This is a genomic window from Microbulbifer aggregans (assembly GCF_020524005.1).
Lineage (GTDB): Bacteria > Pseudomonadota > Gammaproteobacteria > Pseudomonadales > Cellvibrionaceae > Microbulbifer > Microbulbifer aggregans_A.
On sequence record NZ_JAIVKK010000003.1, the window covers coordinates 1 to 26857 of the forward strand.

Consider the following 26857-nt stretch of genomic DNA (forward strand, 5'->3'; position numbering starts at 1 on the left):
TTCCCGCTTTCGCGGGAATGACGTGAAGCCGCTACCGTCATCCCGGCCTTGAGCCGGGATCCAGCCACTCCGGATCCTCAGCAGCCCACAATCTGGATTCCCGCTTTCGCGGGAATGACGTGAAGCCGCTACCGTCATCCCGGCCTTGAGCCGGGATCCAGCCACTCCGGATCCTCAGCAGCCCACAATCTGGATTCCCGCTTTCGCGGGAATGACGATGGGTTCTTATATTGGGGTTTAGCTCGCAAGTACCGGCTGGCTGCGGTGCCAGCGGGCAACGCCGATTGCGAGCACGAGCACACACAGCGCGATAACTCCCGCGAAAACTTCTACCATTGCCTCGCTCACAGATCCAGCCCAACCTGCCGCAGGCATAACACCGGTCATTTTGTAGCTGCCCGCCGCCATCCCGGTGTAATGCATACCGCACACAGCCACGCCCATCACCAGCGCACTGAGGAGTTTTCGCCCGTTGCCCTGCATATTGAACGCCATCCACAACGCCGCAAACGAAGCCACCACCGCGATAATTACCGAGATAATAATAATGTTCAGGTTGTAGCTGACTTCCGCCGGCATCAGCATCGATGCCATACCGAAATAGTGCATACCGGCCACACCCGCGCCCATAAAGACCGAAGCCGGCAGCAGGCGGTCAATGCTGAACCGTCCCGAACCACAGATCGCCATCCCCGTCGTACAGGCAGCGACCGCAACCGCCAGCGACACCAGCGTACCCCACACATCGTAGGCCATTTTCATATCGGTCTTCAGCGCCAGCATGCCCACGAAGTGCATGGACCAGATAGCGCCAATTCCCAGAGCCGCCCCGGCGGACACAATCGCCACACGCCGCTGTGCCCGGGTTGCCGCTGTGGGAATTGCGGTCACCAGTTGCAGCGCGGCAAACGAGCCCATGACAGAGATGACGTACGAGAGGAAGACAATCGCGGGATTGTATTGAGAAAGCATGGGATATTTTCCAGAGAAACAAACAGAGAGAAAGTAAGAAGAAAGCAGCCCTTGGGGCACTTAATTCTGGATACGCATCAAAATGCGAAATAGATCACACGATGAGTTCTGATTGCAACAGGAAAAGGGGGAAGCACACGGCTTACCGCATTGAGCATGAAAGATTACTGGCGTACTGCGGCATCCCGACACTCGCCCCGCACTTCACCGCCCATCTGCGAAACCACACGATCAATCATGGAGTAACCATAGGGCCCCCCAACACTCCAAAACGAGATTGGTTTAGCCTTTTAAAATTGTTTGATATAGATCTTTTAGGATGCAAGGGAAGGCCGCTAAAAGTCGTCTGAACGGATTACTTTTAGCGGCATTTACAATTACTGCCAGGCCATCTGTATAGCCTCAGCTACCAGAGCCTGCTGTTCACCGTCCAACACTATTGTTCCACTTTCCGGCACACCAATAGCGGTCATAGTGTCAGCTAAGCTCTCAATTGAATTGAAATCCAACAACGCTCCAGACTCGGTTGAAATCACTTCAATTCGATTTTCAAGCGACTGCCAGTTCACAATCTGGACTTTCTCCGACCCGGCAAGCAAGTAGATATCAAGGTGATTGCCATTTTTGACGACCCAAATGTCATCAGATGTAATAGCACCCTCAAAATACAGGGTATCGCCGTCACTGGAGCCGGAATCGCGAATGGAGTCGACACCATCGCCGCGCGCAAAGATATAGATATCCCCACCACCGTTGCCGAATAGGGTATCGGTACCCTCTCCGCCGCGAATCGTATCGCTGCCGGATGAGCCTTTAACTGTATCGTTGCCTTTCGACGCATCAATTTCAGCAATACCCACGAGCTCAGTAGAAGAGAAGTCCAGCACGTTATTGCCTGTACTTCCCTGAACAATATCGGTACCACCATTACCGTTGATTAATTCAACCGTATTGACTCCGGAATAAGCAGCGAGACGTATCAAATCATTGCCGATGGTTCCTCGTACCTCATCGGAACCATCGCCACCTGCGTAGCGGTCATAGCCCGTATCGCCTGCGGTCACTACAAATACATCATCTCCACCTTCGCCATACAGGTTATCACTCCCTGCACCACCTTCGATGGTGTCGTCTCCAGAAGTGCCGTAAACCGTATCGTTACCAGACTGGGCATTGATACGCACAATGTTTATCAACGATGCATTGCGGAAATCCAACGTGTTGTTCGCGCTGCTACCCAGGATTTGGTCACTACCACCATTTCCGTCAACTACCTCCACGGTGTTATCACCTGAGAAAACGGTAAAACGGAATTCATCATCACCACTCGAGCCTTGTAGGGTATCTGTACCCTCGCCGCCTTGGTAACGGTCATGGCCGGTATCCCCTGGCGTATGGATAAATACGTCATCACCTGCATTGCCGTGAACGCTATCACTACCCAACCCGCCAATGATGACATCGGCGGCTGCCGTGCCATAAACCGTATCATTCCCTGCGGCGGCATCAATCTGGGAAATATTCAGCAGTGTCGCTTCGGAGAAATCCAAAACATTGTTGCTGTCATTGGAAAGAATCCGGTTAACACCAGCTTTCCCGTCAATCTGCTCCACAGTGTAGGCACCGTTAAATACAGCAAAGATCAGGTCATCATCGGCATCGGTTCCTACGATTTGGTCAAACCCATTGCCACCAATGTAGCGATCACTGCCGGGATCACCTGCGGTAATCAAGAAAGTATCGTCACCATCGCCGCCGTCGACGTAGTCGCTTCCCATGCCTCCGATAATGGTGTCAGCCGCACTGGTTCCGTATACCGTGTCGTTCCCGCCCGCGGCATCTATCGAAACGATTCCGATGAGCTGAGTATTGGAGAAATCCAGAGTGTTATTGGTATCCGTTCCCAGTATGCGGTCTTCGCCTCCGTACCCATCAATGATTTCTACCGATGCCTCACCGGCGAATGCCGAGAAGCGGAACTCATCATTGCCAGGTGTGCCTTGCAGGGTGTCTGTTCCTGCACCGCCTCGATATTGGTCAAACCCGGTATCACCCTCGGTGAGTTTGAAGAGATCGTCACCCGCTTCACCGTATACGATGTCGCTGCCAGCACCGCCCAGAATGACATCCGCCAGCTCAGACCCATAGACGGTGTCATTGCCATCACCCGCGTTAATCAGTGCGATATTGACCAGTTCGGTGCCACGGAAATCGAGTACGTTATTGCTGGCGGTACCGGAAATAATATTGAGGCCAGCTGCACCATCGATTTTTTCTACCTGAGCGTCGCCCCTGAAAACACTAAAGATCAAGGTGTCATCGGCGTCAGAGCCAATCAATGTATCGTAGCCGTCGCCACCTTCTATTCGATCGGCACCAGTATCGCCCTCAGTAACAATAAAGATATCGTCACCGCCATTGCCATACAGGTAATCGGAACCGTTACCACCGATAATACGATCTGCATTGTCAGTGCCATACGCTGTATCGTTCCCGTCGCCCATATCGATTTCCTGGATATTGAGCAACTGGGTTTCACTGAAGTCGAACACATTGTTCGTACTGGATGCGACCAAACGGTTAATACCCGCCCCACCGTCAATGATCTCTACGCGGCTATTACCCCGGAATACACTCAACCTGATATCGTCGTTTGCATCCGTACCCAGCAGGCGGTCTACACCATCCCCACCGTCATAGTGATCAAAGCCGGTGTCACCCTCGGTTATGTGGAAAGTATCGGCCCCGCCATTGCCGTAAAGGAGGTCAGAGCCCAGGCCGCCAATGATCACATCGGGCGACGCTGACCCCTTAACCGTGTCATTGCCAGCACCTGCATCAATCAAATCAATCGATATCAGCTGGGTTTCTGAGAAATCGAGTACGTTGTTGGTAGAACTACCCAGGATCTGGTTCATTCCGCCATCACCATCGATAACCTCTACCCGGGCAATACCATTAAACACACTGAATTGGATCGTATCGTCTGCGGGAGTACCGACTATCCAGTCTTCGCCTTCACCACCTTCATAGCGATCAAAGCCTGTATCTCCGGCAGTTAGAGGGAAACGGTCGTCACCGGCCTCACCGTAGAGCCGGTCACTGCCCATTCCGCCGACGATCGTATCGGCAGAACTGGAACCATAGATACTGTCATTGCCTGCACCACCCGCGATACGGGCAATATTGATCAGGCTCACACCACGGAAATCAAGCGTGTTGTTGGTATCCGAACCCTGAATCAGATTGACTCCGGCACCACCATCAATGGCCTCGACCCGTGCATCGCCGTTAAAGACACTGAAGCGGAACCAGTCATCGCCATCACCACCAATGACCTGGTCAAAGCCCGCGCCGCCTTCAACCCGATCGAAGCCTGCGTCATTGCCTTCGATAACGAATATATCGTCGCCCGCATTGCCATAGAGACGATCACTGCCTTTATTACCGATAATCTTATCGTTCGATGAACTACCGTATACGGTGTCATTACCACCGAGAGCATCGATAAACGCGATATTCAGCAACTCGGTATTTGAAAAGTCCAATACGTTGTTTGCACTGGTGCCGTAAATCGCATTAAAGCCACCACTGCCGTCAATACGCTCCACCGTGGCCGCGCCGGTAAATACACTCAGGCGTATGGCATCATCGCTGCCACCGCCCAGTATCTGGTCAAAACCATCGCCGCCTTCAATACGGTCCGCATGGCCATCATTACCTTCAATGACAAACGTATCGTTGCCGCCTTCGCCATACAGTTTATCGGCGCCTGCGCCACCAATAACGACGTCATCGCCTTCGCCTGCGAAGATCGTATCGTTACCCGCTTTGCCATCAATGATGTCGGCACCATCACTGCCTTGCAGATTGTTGTTACCAGAGTCGCCTTCAACATTGACCAGTGAATCGCCCGGCTGAATTGCCCAAACAAACTTGGAGAAATCGATCACTTGAGATGCCGGATGGCGGATCACCAAGACCTCATCACCAGGCACCGTGGCATCAGCGCCTATATTCTGGAATGTTTGAGTGACGCCACTGATTACGCTGGCAGAATAGTTCAGGTCCGGGGATTCCAGCAGTGTAAGAGTCGCACTCGCAGACACCAGCCCACTGCCGTTATTGGTTAAACCTGTACGGTAGTGGGAATCCACTTCCTCGCCACCCGCTACGGACACTTCCTGCTCAAGCGTGTACTGGCAAATAAAGAGCGTCTGTCCGGGAGCTTCGCTATCAGCGTTGATCAACTCAATGCTATCCAGCAAATAACCACTGTACGCGGTATCGGCGCTCTGGGCCGGCTGGAACACCAGGTTGAACGGGCGATTGCCATCTACCTCACAGTCATCAACACCTTGTATTTGAATGGTCTGGGGGGTGTCCCAGTTGTCGGCGGTAAACTGTAGATAGTTTTCACCTAACAAACGCGCTTCACTGCTGTCTGACACCGACACATTCAGAGTCAGGCTGGTGCCCGTCTGTAATGGCTGGTCCAGCACCACATTTACCGCTGCGATTACTGTTCCGGCCTCATCCGTCAACAGATCCGTCTGCGGCGTGGCGGTAATACGCTTGGTCTGCGATGGCACTACTATATTGCAGCAGCCGTCCGCCACGACCGTGCTGTCTTCATCGGAAATTTCCAGCTGCAATGTGTAGTTGCCCGGCATCAGGCCGGATGCATCCCAGCGGTACTGATCACCAGCGCCATCAGCATCTTCCGCAATATCGGCCGCAATCAACGTGCGTCCACTACCTTCGTACAGGTAGTAAATGGAGATGGTGGCACTGCTGTCTGGGTCAGTGTCTTGCCATTGAATCAGGATTTCCGGCTCGGCCAGTGTAATTTGGCTGTCGGGCAGGATCAGGGCGATTGTGGGCGCATCGTTCACACCGTTTTCGTTGACCGCAAACGAATTCACTTCACTCCAGTCGCTAACGCCACCTTTGCCGTCGTTCGCACTCGCACGCCAGTAATAATGGGTGTTGTCATCAAGATCAAAGCCCGGTGTCCATTGGGTTCCGGCCTGAAGCTGGCTGGCGACCAGCAGCGTCAGTGCGGCATCGGAGTAGATCTCGAACTGGTATTGCACCGCATCCCCGTCCGGATCCACGACTGGATTGACCTCGAACAATGGGCGTAGCGACTCGACCACCGCACTGGCACCGGGATTGTGCAAGGTGGGTACTGGCGGTGCCGTGTTGTCTGCATCCACGCTGAAACTGGCTGTTACCCAGTCGCTCTCCACCGCACCATCACTGACCTTCACCCGCCAATAGTAGGTGGTGTCTTCCAGCAGGCCGTCAACGGTCCACGAGGTTTCCTGTGCCGCTTCAGTAATGGCCCCCGAAGCACGTTTTTTCGCACTGTCAAAGCTCGACAGGCTATCCACTTCAAAATAATAAGTAAGAGGTTGCTGCTCCGGGTCTACGCCATTGCGCACCCGCAACGCCACACCGTTGTTCGGCAACCAATCCTGCAGTGCGCCAGTTGGCGCAAGAATCGTGGGCGCTAGGGGTTTGTTATTTTCTGTGCTGACCAGAAAGGTGCCCGGTGCGCTATCGGTACGCACGCCGTGCTCATCCTGTACCCAGGCGTTCCAGACATAGGCATTGTCTTCCGCAAGCGGGTTTGGCACCTGCCACTTGGTCTGGAAGTTGCCGCCAGGCAACAGGCCGGAAACCTGGGCGATGGGGTTTTCCAGATCGGACTCGTGAAACAGGTCAAAGCCGTAAGAGAGGGTATCGCGGTCCAGATCCAATGCGTGAGCCACGACCAGCGTGGGCCGCAAGTCCGCCACTATGGCATTCGCCGCCGGGGCAACGATGGCTGCGGCGCTGGGCGCATCGTTCGCGGTGTTTACAAAGAAGCGGCTCGCCTGCCACTCGGAGGCGACCGGCACATCGCCACTGCCTTCCTCTACCTGAGTGATTGCGCGCACACGCCAGTAATAGAGAGTGTTATCGGAAATGGCTTTACCGGACAACAGCTCACCGGCCGCCACCGTCCAGGTAGTTGTCACCGAGCCTTCTACTTGAGTCGATTCCGCCACCTTGTTCAGCATGGCTTCTTCGGCATAAATCTCGAACTGGTAGCCGACCGTCATCTCCGGTGCGTGCTCACCGTTGGTGACCACCAGCGTCGGCAACAGGCTGCTGGCACCGGCAAGCACTTCACCGTCGTACACTGGGCTGGCTATTTGCGGTACACCGGGCGCCACCTCTGGCTCCGTGGGATCACTGCCCACGGCTTCTTCCTGGGCGTCGGTACGGCCATCTTCGTCGTAATCACCCGTTCCGTCGCGATCCAGATTTCCGAAGTGTTCCATTTCCCAGGCATCGTTCAGGCCATCGCCGTCGGTGTCGTCTGCCGGGTTTACCGCGATATTGACCGAGCGCTGGCTGGAGAGCACACCGTCTGTTGCGGTAAATGTAATCGCGTAATTGCCGGCCTGACCGATCGCCGGCAGCCAGCGGAAAATACCTGTGCCGTCACCGCCATCGGTAAAGGAGGCACCGGCGGGAAGCGTAGTTGCGCTCAGCTTGGGCACCGAGCCATTGGGGTCGGAAGACTGCACCAGGAAGCCAACCTGGCTCCCTTCATGGGTATTGCGATCCAGAATGGCCTGGATCACCGGCGCCTGGGGCACCTCGCTGGCATCCACAAAATACAGGGTATAGCTACCGGTACTGCCGAAATCGAACACATTGATAAAGTGATCGAAGTCGATGTTGTTCTCGGCGCGCTCCTTGGAGATCCAGTAGTTGGCGCTATCGAGCTGCTTGCCGTCATCCCGCACCACTTTGTGCAGTACTTTTTCACCGGCATACGGGTCGGATACCTTGACGAAACCAAAACCGGCTTCCGCAGAACCGGTCAGCGCACGGGTACCCGCATTCTCGGCACCCAGGTTATAACTGAGCTGCGGCACTTGCGCACAGCTTTTACACAGTGCCAGATCGGCACCCGTGGTTTGGCTTTCGTACACGTAGTAGTTGTCGTCCGCACCATAGGCCAGGAAATCCGGCACAGCATCGCGCCCGGCAAGATCCACTTTTACATCCCGCACCAGCAGATGCGCATTTGTGGCTTCGATTAGCGACGTGAGCTCACCACCCAGTTCGTTGGCATGGGTAAAGCTCGCATTAAACGAAGTAAATTTTCCGGAGAGCGTGGACTCCATGATCCAGCGGCCCGCTTTCATCGCACTGGGCTCAATCTGGCCGAAATCGATCAACAGGCTGGGCTGTGCGGCCTGATTCTCGACGAAACTTTTGGTGATGGTGAAGTCGATCGCCAGGCCCTGCTCATTATCGACGATCTTGGGCTGGGCAGATTCGATCTTGACCTTGTTCGCCGCACCAAAGCCACTGTTATCGATGCGCACGCCAAGGGTGTAGGGTTCTGGGGGCTCTATCTCGGTAGTAAATGCATCGTCGCCGATGACTTCTTCGGTGAGGAAGTAATCCAGGGTGAGCAGCGGTTGGGGTTTAACCACGATGGAATCCGGGGCCACTTCCACCACTTCTTCTTTACCGCCGTACGCGTAGGAAAGAGTGGCGCCGACAAAGAACAGCTTGCCATTGTCGGTCTCCCCCGCAGCATTGGCCGTGGGGACAATCAACCAGCGGAACTCGCCGACATTACCAGCATTGATCACCGCATCGGTCACGGCACCATTATCACCGGTGACCAGGGAATTCACACTCTGGGTATCATCGATACGGATAAAAAAAGCCGCATCACTGGCGGAGGTATCTGAGGTCGCAGTAACGGCATTGCCATCGGCATCGGTAAAATTGACCGAAATAGCAATATCCTCAATGGAATAGGTATCCAGGCTATTGGTAATGCGCATGATGGCTTCAAAGCCCTGGCGCTCCAGTGTCAGCTCCTGAAGAATTTCAATGCGCACTTCTGCGCAAAGCGCCTCTTCCTGAGCAGTAGCGGCCGCCGGCACTATCAATGTGCTGATCCAAATCGCCGCCAGAATCCCCCAACGCTGCAACATGTTCCCTATTCCTAATTTTCGTAATGCTTTTAATTAATTCTTTTGAAATCGAGCCCTTCGGCTACACCATTTCCGCAACAGCTCGACCTTCAATCTATTTCCATTCGCGGCCGCCCAGGCCTGCGATGCTCTACCCTGAGCCCTACCCTGCGTTCGATCTCATCCACAAACCGGCCATTACCGGTCAGCTGGTTGCGAGACCAGGCCTCATTCAAAAAGGCCAGCTCGTCGGCCGATACCCCAGCCTGAACAAATTCTTTATACGCCGCTAAGCGCTCGACGCTATTGCGCCCCATTCGCTGCAGCTCTACGTGCTTATCCAGCGCACAACCTTCATTGGCACCAACCCGCTCACGATAACTGGACCACTTGTATTGGCGTGGCCCACGCACCATGCCGGCGCGCACCGGGTTCAGCTAGATATAACGGCAACAGGCAAGAAAATATGACTCCACCTGCACAACGCTCGCTTTGAAACGCCCCTCCCACAGAGAACCCCGGCGCCCTTCCAGCTTGTTCACATAGGCCGCCTGCCGCCCGGCAACCCGCTTCATCAGCAGCGAAATCGATTCCGCCGTATCTCCTGGTTCCAACAGCAGATGGACATGGTTGGTCATCAAGCACCAGGCGTACAACTTGATCCCCAACTTATCCTTCCACTCGAACAAGTTGTCCCGGTAAAACTGATAATCCTCATCCGCAAGACTACTTACTTATTTTGGCGCCTCGCGGTTGTGCCCACGCTGCACAATATGATGTGGCATATTCGCCACCAATATTCTCGCCTTCCTTGGCATAGCTCTTCTCAATCGTTTCTGGCGTCACTCCCTGCCTTGTTTATTTGGGCGTCTTAAATAGATCTGTCCCCTTTTATTATACCGCCTTTACGTCGTCCCCTTTACGTCCCTTATTTATGGTCCCCTTTATTTATGTCTATCGCCCCCTTTATCCTTGCTTATTTATGGTTTTAAAATATACGCATTACTTTTATGCCCAATTAGACCTGATATATTTAGTCCACAATTGAAGTTATCTAAGCCATCTATTAATAATCTGACCACCACCCAGTAGTATTATCGCCAAAATTACAAGACCACCAATAGGCGATTCTAATTTATATCTAACGAACCCATAGGCTACACCTGCCAGAGCACATAAAATCAAATAGATTGCGACCCGCTTCATTTACACTCTCCGTCTTCACCATCTTGATTCCCACAGGGGGGATCATTTAAGAATTTCTTTCCGACATTATTGACAATTTGGCCGCCTACGATACCAGCACCTAGATCATGAACATTAAACTCATGTCTTTCCATCCGTCTCTTGAGCTTTCTTTTTCGACTTTCTGCCTGAGCTCTCGACAACTGCTTACTAAGCTCCTTAGAGGCCTTATGAGAGTGATACACATCTTTAACTTTTGTTACACCAGGAAAAGCTGCACCCGCAATTGCGGCCACACCAACATCCACCCAGTCAATATCAATGCACTTAAGACTCTTACCTTGTAGAAAATATTGCTTCCCCGCTTGCATACCGATTTCAAAAAGTGCAGAAACTACAGCCTTTCCAGCCATCGCGGCAAGCCAAACGAGTGGCACAATCTCACCTGTAGGATCAATTAATACGGTAGGGGAATTGTAGGTGTATGCGAAATAATTAATCCCCCCCAAAAAACCTACAGGATCATTTTGAATGTATCGGCCAATCCCGTGGTCATATTCTCGGAAATAATTCTGATACAACCCACTCTCTTCGTCAAAATACTGCCCCGGAAACCGCAACGTATTCCCAACAGTTTCAATTAGAACCTCAGCGTTACCAAAAGCCTCATACCGAGCCTCCCAAACCACAGCCCCAGACTTATCCACCATCCGCTGCGGCGTACCCAAATGATCATTCTGGTAGTAATAAAGCTCCCCAGAAGCCACCCGCTGGAACAACGGCTCAGTCATCCAAGGCATACCCGGCTTGAAGTGGTACTCCTTAATCAGATTCCCGCTCGCATCATATTCCGCTGCCATACCTTCTTCGTTATAGAGGAAATAAGTTTCGCTGTCGGTCTGTTTGCGAATCCGCTGGCCGTAAGGGTTGTACTGATACTGCCCGACCGTCTGGGTATTTTTATCGACGGCGATCAGGCGTTCTTCATGGTTGTAGTGGTAGTCCCAGGTAACCCCGCCCTGCACTTTCTGGGCGGTGTGACCGTTATCGTTGTACTGGAAGCTGGCCGGATCATCACCGGTGGATGCGGTTAGCTGGTTTTGGTTGTTGTAGGTGCTTTGGGTGGGGGACAGATTAAAATCTGCCCCCGCCGCTTCGCCGCCAGTCCCCGTGGCAGAATCCGCTCGCTCCGCACGGTCTGTGCGGTTGCCAACGCCATCGTATTCAAACTGCTCGTCGTTCGCCGACAACTCCAGCGGATAATCCGCCACTGTGAGCCGATAAAGATCGTCATAACCAAACGCATAAGCCCCATGCTCGGTATTGATCCCCTTGATATTACTCTCAAGGTCATACTCGTACAGCGCGGTCGCTTTATCGTTACCGGCAGAGTCTTCCAGAATGCGCTCTTTCACGCGCAGGAAGTCGTCATAGGTCAGGGTGATCTTATTACCGCCGGGCAACAACAAGGTTTGCGGAGCCAGCCAGTTGAAGTTGGTCCACGCCAGCTGCCCTTCCCCGGGCACATGCACCGCAGCCAGCTGGTTGTTCTTGTTGTAGTAATAGGTGTAGGTAATACCTTCCGGGTTGGTATAGGTTTTCTTCAGGCCATTGCCGTAATAGCTGTAGCTGTAACCTTTGGAGAACGCGATTTCCGCGGCCTTATCGCCTTCACCGTAATAATCCACCTGCACGGATTCCAGACGATTCAGCGCATCGTAGGTATAGGTTTCCCCGTGGTGGACGATATCCGCGGTGGCATTGGCAGTATCCGCACCGGGCTGCTGGGTGTAGCCGGTATACTGGCCCTTGCTGTTGTAGCTGTAATCCACCACCTTTACCGGCTGTGCATTGTCTTTCTGTGCAAAGACTTCCAGCTTGCTCAGGCGGTTGGCGTCGTCGTAGCTGTAGCTGCGTTTTTCCTGCTGTGGATTGATCACCTCAACGAGATTGCCATTGGCATCGTAGTTGTAAACGCGCTGTTTGTTGGTACCGATAAAGTCGTGCTTGGTCTCGGTCTTCAGGCGGTCGACCTTATCGTAGGTGTAGACCGTCAGGCGACCTTCCGGATCTGTCACTTGCAGCAAGTTGTCGCGGGCATCGTAGGTGAATTTGGTCTTCTTGGCTTCACCATTGACCGGATCGACAATGGCCACCAGCCTGCTCAGCTTGTCGTACTCGTACTTCTCGGTATTTTCCAGCGCATCGGTGTCGCTGTTGAGATTACTGGTCAGGTCGTAGCCGTACTTACGCAGATACTCGAGGTTATTGGCCTTCTGCTTGCTCTGCTCGATACGGTCGCGCTTGTCGTAACCCAGCTCTTCGGCATAGGTGGGGTATTCGATTTTTGACAGCAGGTTTTGCTGGTAGGTGTATTTGGTGCGGTTCTGCTCCCCATCGACGATGGCGCCCAGGCGGTTCTGGCTGTCGTACTCCAGGCCGATAGAGGAACCCTCGGCATCGGTGATGGTAGCGAGGCGATTGCCTTTGTCGTAATCCAGCTTGAGCAGGTTGCCAGCATCGTCAGTGACAGTGCGCGGCAGGCCGGAGGCGTTGTTGGTGATATGCAGGCTGCTGCCACTGGCGTCCGTCACTTTGACCAGATCGCCGGCGGCATCGTACTCGTATTTAAAGCCCTGGCTGTAGGGGTTGAGGTCTGACAGCAGGTTGCCTACGGTATCGAAGTTGCGGGTCCAGGTTTTCTGGCGCGCATCCACGACGGTGTGGGCGTAACCGTTTACGTCATAGTTCTTGTATTCCGTAACTTCCTGCTCGGGACTGGTGACCTTGGTGACGTTGCCGTAATCGTCGTATTCCCAGCTGGTGGTGGCCAACGCGGTATTGGCTGCGGTGGATTCACCGGTGATCTGGGTTTTCAGCTGGCCATAGGCATCGTATGTGTAGCGGGTTATACGCTGGTCAGCCGTACCTACCGCTTCGGTCAGGGTCAGCAGGTTGCCTTTGCTGTCATACTCGTACTCGGTGATGAACCCGCGCTCATCGCGTTCTTTCAGCGGCAGCGTGAGTACCGTATTCCACTCCGTAGTAGTGTAAGTACCATCGGGATTTTCGGTACGGGTAACATTGCGGAACGTATCGTAATAGCGCTTGGTTTCCAGGCCCCGGGCATCTGTAGTGACACTGCTCAGGATACGAACGGGGGCATCGTTGGCGTTGGCAACCAACTGTGTGGTTCCCGCATAGCGGTACTGTTTGGCCACATCTTTGGCCGTTTTGTTTTCCGAGTAGGTATATTCAACTTCGTATTGCAGCTCGCCACCCACCTGCTGCTTAAGCGGCATACCCATAACGTTGTACCAGGTCTCGGTGACTACACCGGATTTGTCACGCTGGGTTGCCTTAAACACTTCGTCACTATCGACACTGTGCGAGTAACTAACTCCTGTACTATCCTCGGTCACATAGCCATTTACATGGCCATCCGCATTAACGGAATAAGTTGTTATACGTCCATTTGGATCCGTGACACTTTTCAATACCCGCTGTTCACTACTGCGAGCAGCATACTGGTATTTCCAGGTCTGGCCGCGAACATCGACCACTTCAGTTAACAGACGGTAGTTAAGTGTGTCGGTGCTATCGGCACCGTATTTATAGGTGACGGTACGGCCGGTGTAGTCTTCGAGCTTTGTTAGCTGGTGAGAAACGACCATCACACCATTTTTTTCATCTTGTATCTGTTGCCAGTAGTAAGTGATGATAGTGTTGCCATGATGATCCTTGACCGCAGTAATTCGATCTCCTTCGTACTCCATACTCACTCGGACATTATTTTTATCTTCGTAGTAGGAGATATTCTGGTTTTCGTACTGGATTAGATTGCCGTGCCGATCACGCCAAGTGTAATCATCACCATCTTTAATGATTGTTTGGTCAAGAAGGGAATGGTAGGTGTCTCCATCCGGTGCAATACAAGTCACATAATCCGCGCGGAATTTTTCCGGACGAAAAGACTGGCCATTGCGGAACAGGTAAAACTCAAAAGGCTGGTCACAGTTGGGGGCTGCGTTCTGCTGCCTGGAAGCAAGCGCGAACCGGCCTCCAGCGCCACCCGAACGGTAAAATACGCCCTTGCCAAACGTATCTAGCGCCGCATAGCGGGCTTCAGACTCAAATGCATCAAGCTCGGCAACCTCTTCATACTTTGCCTGATACCTCAGGTTGCCGTAAGTAAGAATCGGGTTCCAACGGCTATTCCATTCCCAACCTTTTTTGGTCCAGCGGCGCGTCATACGTACGCTGCCACCGAGAACTTTGACCTGCATATCTTCCAGGTCTTCCATATTTTGCGAGGTGACCGCGCGCGGCTTGGCGCCATCGCTGATGATGCCAGGCTTGGCATGGGCCAAAGGGCCTAATAATAGAAGCGCGCAAACTGATAAAGCCAAAGCCCCATAACTGGCAATCAGCCCTCGCCTTGATTTACCAGCAAGTGCGATGTATTCCGACTTTTCGTCCCTGGCACAAAACTTCATTGTTATATTCCTGGTCTTCATTCAATCAGCGGGAGTTCGAGCCTCCCGCTTCTCCAAATTTTTATATTCGGTTCTTACTGGGCGCTGCTGTTGTCTTTATTGCAGTCATCACAGCTCGGATCCGGCTCGCAGCGCAGCGTTTCTACCGCCCCTCCTATCGGAGAGTAGCCGCCGCCATAACCCGACCCACTACCCGTGCCACCACCGTAGTAGTAACTACTACCGCCACCACCGCCGCCGCCTGAACAGGAACCATAGGTGGCAGTGGCCCAGCGCGTGGAGGTACCCCCCGGCACTATTTGCCCGTTCGCACACTGGCTCTGGTAACTCACGCGGTACTGGAAGCTGTAACTGCTACAACCAGCACCGGTAGCGTCGCCCTCTTCAGCCGGGTTGAAGTCTCTGAGCGCGGTGATCCGGTAGGGGATATACGCGACCTCACCTGCTTCCAGGGTGTCAGGTACTTCGGCGAGGAACTCGAACGCGACGACGTCGTTGCCGGTGGGCAGGGTGTTGGTGACGCTGTCGGCACGGATCAGGCCGTAGTTGGTGACACTCAGTTCGCCGGTAAACACGTCGCCCTTCTGCATGTCGGGCAGGGTGATACTGAGCGGGTCGAGCATGACCACGGCAACGGGGACGTGGGTTTCGAAGGTGGCTTCGAGTTTGATTTCGTAGCGGTCTTCGAGGTTGATCTCGTTCACTTGCCATTCGACGCTGATGATCTGGTTCATCAGGAACACGTCTTCGGCGACGGTGATGCCGGGTTTGACCCACAGCCGGCCGGCGACGCTTTCGTGGTCGAAGGCGGTGACCCGGTAGCTGTAGCGACCGGCGGGCAGGTCATTGAGCAGGGCTTCGCCGTTAGCGTCACTGTTGATAGTGCGGGTTTCGGAGAGCACCTGTTCGTTCTGCAGTTCGATCTTGGCACCTTGCAGGCCGGGGATCAGCTGGTTGTCTTCTCCCAGGGTGGCGGTGTAGATGTCACTGATATGGAAGAAGGCGTCGCCCATTTCCGAGGTGACGACGGCAACGTAGATAGGCACGCTGAAGCTGTGGCCGCCGTCGCCGGTGATCTGCAGTTTGAAGCTGTAGTTACCCTGGGCAACGCTGCTGTCCGGGGCGAAGCGCAGACTGACGTCGCGGCTGGCCCCGATATCCAGGTCGCCGAGGCTGTTGGTGCCGTTGAGGCCGATCCAGTCCGGGGCGGGGTTGCCGGCGTCGTCCAGCAGTTCCAGGGCGCCGTTGTGCAGCACGTCGAAGCCGGTGTTGTTGAGGGTGAGGGCTTCGGTGGTGCTGTCGCCCAGTAATACGCCGGTGTCGATAAACGCCGGTTTGGTGGTGATCACCGGGCGGCTTTCCGAGAGGCGGTATTCCACGGCGATGTCTTCCAGCACTTGTGCGCTGCCGTTGACGTCGGCGAGGACCTGGAAGTACAGGAAGCCGTTTTCCGGGGCGAGGTTGTCGCCCATCAGGGTGAGGTTGATCACGCCTTTGGCTTTCGGGGCCAGGTCGATGATGGCGCCCGGGTCCAGGTGGAGTCCACTCGGGATCTGCAGCTGGGCGTCGTCAGGGGCGTCGTCAGGGGCGTCGTCAGGGGCGGCGTCAGGGGCGGCGACGGAGACCAGGCGGACGTTGCTCAGGTCGCTGCTGTAGCCGGCCTTGACGGTGATCGGGATCACCTGGTTGTAGTTGCGCGGTACCCGGATGTTGACCTGGTTCGGGGTCACTTCAGAAGTGAGTACGCTGAACTCGCCTTGATTGGGGCGCGCGAGACTCTCCGGATGGATCACCGAGACGCGCCAGGTACCACTCTGCCCTTGCGGGTCGAAGGTGTAGCTGAAGCGGCCGTCGCTGTCGGTGATGACGGCGGCCTGACGCTCGAACCCGCGCAGTGCCATCACCAGGGTCAGGGGGACGTTGCCGGTGGCGGTGTCGCTGCTGCGGTCAATGGCCTGGCCGGTGAGGGTCACGGTGTCTTCGGTGGTGTAGATCTCCGCTGGCGTCACGGCATCCAGGGCCCCGTAGTAGGCGGTCTCCTGCAGGGAGGCCTGGGTGCGGGTGCCGTTGCCGTCGATGATCACTTCGGTGGCTTTGCCGGTGTGGTAGCGGAAGTGATCCACTTCCAGCGCGACGGTGACCAGGTCCGGGGCGGCGGCGGGGATAGGCACTTCGATCCAGTCGGAGACGAAGCTTTGCCCCGCCTGCAGGCGCGCGACGGTAGCACCATTGGCGACGGTGATGACGTTGCCGGTGAACTGCTGCACGGGCTGCTGTGACAGGAGGTTGCCGTCGCTGTCTTCGATCCGCAGACGAACCTCGTTGGAGGCGGTCTTGCCGTTGCTGCGGGCCATGAGCAGTTCGGTTTCCACGGCGGAGGTGTTTTCCAGGGTAAAGCGGAACTTGCCGAGGCCGCCGCGATAGACGGTGTCGGACTCGAGCGACAGGCGCAGGGCGGCGTCGCCGACGAGCACCTGGTCTTGGGCCTGGATAAACACGAGTTCGCCGGGCAATGGTGACTGTTCGAGGCGCAGCTGGATATCGCTCAGGGTGCTCAGCTTGGCGTAACCACCAATGACGATAGGCACTTCGACGAGGCCGCCGGCGGCGACGCTGAAGCTGGCGGACTGGTGCTCACGCGGTGTGCCATTGTCACTGACGGTGGCGAACAGCCGTACGCCGGTGGCATTTTGCGTGCCGCGGTTTTGTACCCGGAAGCGCACTTCGTTCATCACACCGCGCTCCAGGACCGATTGGCCTTCGGCCGGCTCGATCACTTCGACCGAGAGTGCTGGCAACAGCAGGCTGTGACCAATGCTGGTCGCGCCCTGGTCGTCTTCGGCGATCACGGTGTAACGGCGCTCGGCGGTGACGCCCTGGGCGCCGGCGGTGAAGCCTTCATCGACGAAGGTGGTGGGGTTGCCGCTGTGGGAGATCAGCGCGGTGGTGATCTCCTGCAGGTTCTCTACACCTTCACCCGCGTCCCCGTCGCCCGCTGTCCCGGCACCGTCCACATACACCCGGTAGCCGGCAATGGCAGCACCGCTGTGGTGCCATTGCAGTTGCGGGTGGCCGTCGGCGTTGACAGTGATGCTGAGGTCGCTCACCGGCAGCAGGCCGAAGTTGAGGTAGGCGGTGTCGCTGGGCACGGACTCGTTGCCGGCGTCGTCCAGTGCGGTAATCGCATAGGCGTGCTGGCTCTCGCTGGGGTTGCTGTCCAGCGCGATGGGCTCGGGGATACCAGTCTGCAACGGGGTGACGTTCTGCAACAGCTCGGCGGTGGCGTTTTCCCCTTCGCCGAGGTTGAGACGGTAGAGGTTGTAGGTAAGTGCCACGCCCTCTTCTGTATTGCCCTCGGCATCGCTGGCAGGCGCGGTCCAGGTGGCGACGATGCCGGCACCGTTCAGTTCCAGCGCCAGATCCGCCGGCGCGGCCGGGGCGATGCTGTCAGCACGCACGGCCACCGGGGCGCTCAGGGCACTGACGGCGATCTGCTCGTTGCTGCGGCGTTCACTGGCAATGGCGTAGTAGTACTGGCCATCGCTGGGCAGCTGGTCGACAGTATTGGTGTCGGTAAGGCGCAGCAGCTCGGTGAACTCGGCGTCGTTCTCAGCACGGCGATACAGGACGTAGCGCGCGTCTTCTACCGGATCCCACTCAAGGGCCACGCCGGCATTGGGCTGGGCGATCGCCTTGAGGTTCTGCGGGATATCCAGTGGCGGCAGGTCGCCCTGGTACACCTGGAAGGCGTTGCGCACACGCACTTTGTCGCCCAGGTTATCCAGGTCGTCGGCGGCCTGGTAACTGAAGCTGAGGTTGGCCACCGATGGGTTGCCCTCGGTATCTTGTCCGGCACTGGTAGGCAGGGTGAAGCTGCCCACCCAGAGGGGTTCGCCTTCGATGGACTGGGCATCGCGGGCCAGGCTGATACCGGCGCTGTACTCGGCGAGGGCAACCGTGTCGAGCTGTGGAATCAGGGTGGGCTGTGAACCGGGCTTCACTTCGTCGTTCAACTTGGCTACCACTTCCACCAACAAACCGTTCTGCTCGTCGACCTTGAGCGGTTGTCCGGGGTTGAGGGTCAGGGCGATGACTTCGGGACCCTTGGCGTCGATCAGCAGGGTGCCGCCGGCGTCGATCAGGGTACCGCGGTTACCGACGTCATCGTGGGCCGACATGACCGCATACGCGGTGCCGGAGAGCATGCCGGGCTCGATGATAAAGCTGCCGGTATACAGGGTGTCGTCGCTGTAGTCTTTACGCAGTTCAACGGTCAGCGGGACACCGCCTTCCGGCACCAGCGCGAAGTAGGGTTTGTTGCGCAGGGGTTCATCAAACTGCACCGCCAGTTCCACGGTGCCCGGGGCATAGCGGCCCGTGGCGCTATCCACAAGCCCATTGGACTGGTAGTTGATGTCCACAACACGGGGACCGGCACTGTCGGCGCTGGCTTCAACCACACTGGACAGCGCGCTTTCCGTGGCCGCGACATTGACGGCGGTGACGGCGTAGAAGTAATGGCCATCCTCCGCAGGCAGGTCGCTGAACTTGGGTTCCTTCAACAGCTGGCTGTTGAGCTTCTGCGCCTGTTGCGGGTTGCCGAAGGTCGCCGTTGCCCGATACACGTTGTAACCGGCGATGACGTTGTTGGCATCACTGCTCTCCACCAGATCCCAAGACAGGGAGATCTGCCCCAGCTCCCGCTCGATGACCGTCAGGTTGGCCGGGGCATCCGGGATCGAAGTGTTGAGTTCGATGGTGCGCACCGCACTTTGCGGACCAAAGCCACTACTGCGGCTCGGGTACTCCGCCGCGGCGGTAATATTGTTATGGCCTTCTTCCAGGGCTACTTCGATCTGGAACTTGCCATAGCTGTTCACCAATTGAACGTCACCAGCTGCAGAGCCATCGCGGTACAGCTGCACATGGGTGCCCTTCTCGGCCTCTCCCTGGATCAGCACCAGCGGCTGGTTGCTGATGGTGCCTTCCACCGGGGCGGTGATCTGCGGAGCTGCAGGCGGAGCCAGTAACACACCGAAGGCGTACTGGCCAATAGTGCTGTTCTCCCACACGTCGTAGACCTTGACTGTCAGGGCGTGATCGCCATCAGTCAGGGGCTGCAGGGTGAGATTACGGCCAAAGGTGCCGTTGCTGGCGGCGTACTCAGTACCCAGCAAAATACCGTCAACGAAGAACTCCACGCGGGCGATACCCGAGTCATCGCTGGTGGTGATTTTGAAGCGGCCGTCTTGGGACAGTTGCGGTACCGCCAGCAGATCCAGCTGGTCGCTGCCCTGCTGATAGTGCGCAGCGTCAATCACCGGGCCGTCCGTATCCGCTACCGGAGTAACCGCCACCGAGGTTACTTGCAGGTCGCTACCACCGGAAATGTTGACCGATGCCACGGCCACATAATAGGTGGTGCCGTTCTTCAGGCCGGCCAGGGACCAGGTCTGCTCGCTATCAGAGGCGAGCCCCTTGCTCAGGATTTGCTTCGCCTGCAGACCTTCCAGTGAACTGAAGTTGGCCTCCTGTACATACACGGCGTAGTTCTTCAGCAAGTTGTACGGGGCAACACTGGACCAAGTGATCTCGATCTGACTGCTCTTCGGTACCGCCGTGACCGTCGCGGGATTTGGCAACAGGGTGGTGCCAGCATCGGTCACACCAGAGGAGCCATTACCGTTGTTATCGTAAGCGGACACGCGGATCGGATAAGACGTGGCCGGGCTCAGGCCCGTAACCGTGTACTGCACAACCGCCGCGGGATCAGACAGGGACGCCAACGGGATATTATCAACCCGCCCATCGGCGTCATTTACAAACACCACTTGATAACCGGCCAGATCACCGTCGCTATTGGCGGACGGGTTCCAGCTCAGGGACAGGCTATCCGCACCAGGCACCACAACCAGGTTGGCGACCTCATCCGGCGCCTGGGTATCAACCGGCACCGCAGAAGTGGAAGCCACCAGCGGGTTGAAAAGATCCTGAGTGTCGAAAGCAACTACAGCGAAGTGCGCTTCAACTGCACGAGGTAAGCCCTCCACGCGGAATTGCTTGGTGCCCTGCGCGACCACCGCTACCGGGGTTTTACCCGCAATATCCGTAAAGGCTGCAGCACTTTGATAGATACGATACTCACCGATGTCGTTACCGTTGGTGAACTCGTCGTAGCTGCTCCAGTCCAGTAACAGATCGGTACCACGGCCATTGGGATCGATCGACAAGGCGACTTGGCCCGGCGGATTGTTATCGTACCGGATCGCCGCTATGGTCGGCGTGCTCACATTACCGGCCGCATCACGCACCGTAAACTCGATGGCGTTATCCCCCTGCAGCAGCGCGACCTGGGTACTCCAGGTGGTCTCCGCAGACGCCACCACCGCCAGGCTGCCGTTGACCAAGACCGCACTGCCCGCTTCTTTACTACCTGTAAAGGTTTGCGCGTTAACGGTAGTGATCGATGGGTACTCACCCAACACAGTGGGTGCGGGTGGGGTGTAGTCCAGAACGAAAGAATAGGTCTTCTGGATGGACAGGTTACCGAGCTTGTCTGCAATACGCGCGACGATCTCGTACTCGCCATCGAGGAATGGGGCTTCCGGTGTGAACTGCACCTGGCCTTCGTACAAGGACACAGAGCCAGACAGGGCTACGCCATTGCGCTTAACCACGAGGGAGCTGGCATCGAGGTCTATGCCGCTGCCTTCTTCGGTAACGACCAGCGTAATATAAGGCGGCACTAAGTTTTGGGAGCCTGTTGGGTCAGCGCCTTTGATGGCAGGCGCTTGGCTATCAACATTGAAGATCAGGGATACAGGCTCAGACTGATTGCCACTCATATCCTGTGCTACGACCGAAATCGTTGACTCCCCCTCAGGCAAGTAATAGCTACCGGTCCAGCTTCCTGAACCATTTGCCACCACCTCGTTACCATCAATCAGGATTGCAGTATCGTCTTCACGGCTGCCGGAAATACTCACCCAGCGTTTGCTGGAGGCAATAACTGCAGGGGCCAATGGCTGATCAATCGACAGAGCATCAGGCTGTGTAAGGTCTATGATTATCTGAGTGGTGAATCTATCATCGATCGGCTCCAGTTCAATGCCATCTTGATCCTGGTCCATACCTAGGCCATTGGTACCGAAAATATCCGGACCAACATAAAACGTATAAGTACCTTCGGTGAGCGTCTCGGAGAAATCAACTTGATAGCGGATATCATCTAGCGACAAAACCGAGGCAATTTCGATCGGGCCACCGGAACTATCGACAAGCTCAAAATCGCTAGTATCCAGAGTTACACTATCGATACCGGTACTAAATTGGACAACTGTGCCGCTAACAGATGCATCGTGATAACCGCTCGCCGAAACTTCACGAACTCGAGGCGGCGCAGTGATTTCCGTAATATGGACAGAGCCAGCTTCGCCGTATGCGCCAAGGTAATGTGACCCACTGCTTGCAGTTATTCTCGCGGTATTCAGCCCTGTTATTGATTCATAATAAATTGCAATACGACCACCGCCGCCAGCACCTGCCCGACTACCGTAGCCGCCATTGGCTTGAATATAGCCATTGCTTCCCGCGACTAACTCGCCAACATCAAGCCAAATAGATCCACCGCTACCTGCACCTTTATAGTTATAACTTCCTGAACCATTAGCATAAATATATCCATAGTGCTGCAAGCGGTCTGCTACCAGTTTGATAGCACCGCCACCTCTCAGTCCTTCCTGGCTATCGTCTTGATAACGGCCACCCATTCCAAAATCAACGGGCGCGATAGCGCTACCGTAAATGGCATTGGTTACAGCGTCAGAAACTACGCCACCCAAGCCTCCGTAGCTGCCGCCAGATTTGTAACCAATCTCTTCTGAAGGGAAATACCCTTTCCCACTAACATCGACATAAGAATTAGAACTAATGTAGAAGTCAGTAGCACTGAGGGTGATTCCCGACGCAAAGGTATCAGAGGCCGCTGGCGTGGTGATCTTGCCACTGTTTTGCACAGCAATGGATTCAAAGGTGTAATCTTGGGCTACCTCAAGCGTCACCCCATCGACAACAAGGGCATTATTAGCAACAGTAAAATCGCCTTCCGCGGTCATGTAGACATTACTGTAGCTGGAGCCAGATATCGAAGCCACCAAGTGAGCACCATCTTCAATGGCGACCCTAGTGTTATAGAGATTCAGCGGAGTATTAAGCTCACCACTAATTCTATAGGGCTCGTAAATCCCGCTCACACTCCAATTGGTGATCAGTAATTTTTCATTATTGGATGGTAAAGAGCGATCATAGAGGTAGACCGTACCAGGTCCGCCATACGCCGAGGCGCTCGAATAGTTTGCACCGGCACGTGCAAAGATTCGATCCCGTGGCACAAAGCCAGTCAAGGCATCATAATAAATCGCTACACGACCGCCGCCGCCGGTGCCCGCTTGGTAACCTGTGCCTCCTGACGCTTCTATCAGTGTACTACTGCCGCCGATTAACTCCTTCGTCTCAATCCAAATCGAGCCGCCACTACCAGCACCTACCTGATACGGTCTATTTTGTCCATATGCCAAAATATCGCCATAGACTTCAAATTTGTTGCTTGCGATGAGCTTAATGGCACCGCCACCTCGACTTGCCTGCACCGTACCATCCACGCCATAGCCACCGACACCGAAATCCGACGGTGCCTCGATCGAACCAAAAATCGGACTGGCTGTTCCCGAGGAGACGTCGCGCCCCCCCAAGCCACCGTAACTACCACCTGACTTCCAGTGCTCACCGGAATCCGGTCTGCGACCTTTCGCACTGACATCAACAAATGAATTGGAACTGATGTAAAAGTCAGTAGTGCTGAGAGTGATTCCCGAAGTAAACGTATCGGAAGCCACTGGCGTAGTGATCTTACCGCTATTTTGAACGGCAATGGATTCGAAACTGTAATCCTGAGGAAGCTCAAGCGTTACACCATCGACAACAAGCGCATTATCGGCGACTGTAAAATCACCTTCCGCAGTTATGTAGACATTGCTGTAGCCGGAACCAGATATCTGAGCCGCTAAGTGAGCGCCATCATCAATGGTTACCCTCGTGTTATAGAGATTCAACGGAGTATTAAGCTCACCGCTAATTCTATAGGGCTCGTAAATTCCGCTGACATCCCTGTTCGTGATCAGCAATTTCTCATTATTGGATGGTAATGAGCGATCATAGAGATAGACCGTACCTGGTCCACCATACGCCGTAGCACTTGAATAGTTTGAACCGGCAAGAGCCAAAATTCGATCCCGCGGCACAAAACCAGTCAAGGAATCATAATAGATCGCTACGCGACCGCCACCGCCGGTGCCCGCTTGGTAACCTGTGCCACCGGACGCTGCGATCATTGTACTACTGCCGCCGATTAACTCCTTTGCCTCAATCCAAATCGAGCCGCCACTGCCGGCACCAACCTGATACGGTCGATTTTGCCCATATGCCAAAATATCGCCGTAGACTTCAAATTTGTTGCTTGCGATAAGCTTAATAGCACCGCCACCTCGACTTCCCTGCACGGTAGCATCAAGGCCATAGCCACCAACACCGAAATCCAACGGTGTCTCGACCGAACCAAAAATCGGGTTGGCTGTTCCCGAGGAGAGATCGCGCCCCCCCAAGCCGCCGTAACTACCACCTGACTTCCAGTGCTCACCAGAATCCGGTCTGCGCCCTTTCGCACTGACATCAACAAATGAATTTGAACTGATGTAAAAGTCAGTAGTGCTTAGAGTGATTCCCGAAGTAAACGTATCGGAAGCCGCCGGCGTAGTGATCTTGCCGCTGTTTTGAACAGTAATGGATTCGAAACTGTAATTTTTATGCAATTCGAGCGTAAGCCCATCGACAACAAGGGCATTATTCGCGACGGTAAAGTCATCTTCTGCGGTTATGTAGACATTACTGTAACTAGAACCTGATACCGAAGCCTCCAGGTGCGCGCCATCTTCAATAACAACTCTCGTGTTATAGAAGTTCAGCGGAGTAGTCACTTGGCCACTAATTCTATAGGGCTCATAAATTTCGCTGCCATCCCTATTGGTGATCAGCAACTGCTCATTATTTGACGCCAAAGACCGATCATAGAGATAGACTGTACCAGGCCCGCCATAAGCCGTTGCGGCTGAATAGTTGTACCCTGCACGCGCAAAAATTCTATCGCGAGGAACAAAGCCACTCAAAGAGTCGTAATAAACGGCAATACGTCCACCACCACCGGTACCGGCTTGGTAGCCCCTACCACCTGATGCCTCGATCAGTGTACTACTGTTGCCCACTAACTCTTTTGCTTCAATCCAGATAGACCCGCCGCTACCTGCTCCAACTCGATACGGGTGGGATTGGCCTTGCGCTAGAATATCGCCGTAGATCTCAAATCTATTGCTCGCTATCAGCTTAATCGCGCCGCCACCTCGGCTCCCCTGCACTGTAGCGTCTACTCCATAGCCCCCTACGCCAAAATCTATTGGCGCTTCAATCGAGCCGAAAATCGGGCTCGCCAGTCCCGACGAAGGATCACGTCCTCCGAGACCACCGTAACTACCACCAGACTTCCAGAGTTCGTCACCATCCGGCATAGGCCCTTTAGAGCTGACATCAATATAGGAATTGGAACTGATATGAAAGTCAGTAGTACTGAGGGTGATGCCTGAAGTAAATGTATCGGAAGCGGCTGGCGTGGTGACCTTGCCACTGTTTTGAACGGTAATGGATTCAAAGCTGTAATCCTGAGCTAACTCAAGTGTAAACCCATCTACAAAAAGGTCACCATTAACTACGGAAAAATCACCCTCCGCAGTTACATAAACAGCACTGTATCCGCTTCCGGAAATAGGCGCTCCCAAATGCACTCCATCTTGCAGAAATACTTTTGCATCTTTGAAATACATCGGAGCAGAAATATCAGCCGACTCGGCAATGGAAACCTGCAGGTCTTCGAAGTAAATAGGGATATCTATATCCCCTGTAAGCTCATATGGCTTATAACTATCGCTCGTACTTCTGTTAATGATTTGCAATCGCGCATTGTCAGAGGACAAAGTGCGATCGTAGAGATACACCGTTCCCGGGCCACCGTAAGCCGTTGCTGCCGAATGGTTGGCTCCCGCCCTTGCAAACACATAAGACTTGGTATTAAAACCCGATATAGAGTCATAGTGGATCGCCACGCGACCACCACCACCGGTTCCGGCTTGATATCCATTACCTCCAGATGCATCAATCAAGGTACTTGAGCTACCAACTAGATCCTTCGCTTCAATCCAAATAGACCCCCCGCTGCCTGCACCTACTTGATAAACTCCACTTTGGCCTTTTGCCAAAATATCCCCATAGACTTCAAACTTATTGCTTGCAACCAGTTTTATCGCACCGCCACCGCGGCTCCCCTGGATACTGCTATCAACACCCAGCCCACCAACGCCAAAATCAGTTGGCATATCGATGGAACCAAATACCGGAGCCACCGAGTCGGAAATTGGATCTACGCCACCAAGTCCGCCATAACTACCACCGGACTTCCAATGATCACCAGAATCAGGACGATATCCCTTAGAATTTACATCAATATACGAATTGGAACTGATATAGAAATCAGCCGCGCTTAATACAATACCAGAAGTAAAAGATTCAGAGGCCGCGGGAGTAGTTATCTTCCCGCTATTTTTTACTGTGATCGTTTCAAAACTGTAATTTTGAGGCAACTGAAGTGTAAACCCATCTACAAAAAGGTCACCATCCGCTACGGAAAAATCACCCTCCGCTGTCACATAAACGGAGCTATATCCGCTCCCTGAAATGGGAACCCCCAAATCCACACCGTCTTTCAGAAAAACTTTTGCATCTTTAAAGAAAATCGGCTTAGAAATATCAACCGACGCAGCAATGGAGACCTGAATATCTTCAAAATACATTGGGATATCTACGTCACCAGAAAGCTCATACGGTTTGTAATTATCACTCGTATCTCTGTTAACTATTTGCAGTCGCGCATTATCTGATGGCAAAGATCGGTCAAAAAGATAAACCGTACCTGGATCACCATATGCTGTTGCAGCCGAGTGATTAGCTCCCGCCCTTGCAAACACGTAATACTTCGTATCAAAACCCGATAAAGATTCATAGTAAATGGCTACGCGACCACCACCGCCGGTCCCAGCTTGGTATCCATTT

The 26857-nt window shown here is 54.5% G+C and carries 5 protein-coding genes and 1 pseudogene; all 6 read right to left on the minus strand.

The window, feature by feature from the left end; all coding sequences use genetic code 11:
- Positions 1-237: 237 nt before the first annotated feature.
- Positions 238-972: an MHYT domain-containing protein gene (locus LC093_RS05100; RefSeq protein WP_226662901.1), complete on the minus strand. Its 735-nt coding sequence runs from the start codon at positions 970-972 to the stop codon at positions 238-240.
- Positions 973-1349: 377 nt separating this feature from the next.
- A complete protein-coding gene (locus LC093_RS05105) occupies positions 1350-8987 on the minus strand; it encodes a calcium-binding protein (RefSeq protein ID WP_226662903.1) in 7638 nt (2545 codons plus the stop codon).
- An 89-nt stretch (positions 8988-9076) separates the two neighbouring features.
- Entirely contained in the window at positions 9077-9382 is a 306-nt protein-coding gene (locus LC093_RS05110) for a hypothetical protein (RefSeq protein ID WP_226662905.1), read from the minus strand.
- A 21-nt stretch (positions 9383-9403) separates the two neighbouring features.
- A pseudogene (locus LC093_RS05115) lies at positions 9404-9676 on the minus strand (transposase); the annotation flags it as partial.
- A gap of 492 nt (positions 9677-10168) precedes the next feature.
- Positions 10169-14521 (minus strand): RHS repeat-associated core domain-containing protein, encoded by a 4353-nt coding sequence (locus LC093_RS05120; RefSeq protein WP_226662909.1) that lies wholly within the window; start codon positions 14519-14521, stop codon positions 10169-10171.
- Between the two features lie 200 nt (positions 14522-14721).
- Positions 14722-26124, minus strand: a complete 11403-nt coding sequence (locus LC093_RS05125; protein WP_226662911.1) for a fibronectin type III domain-containing protein — start codon at positions 26122-26124, stop codon at positions 14722-14724.
- Positions 26125-26857 lie beyond the last annotated feature (733 nt).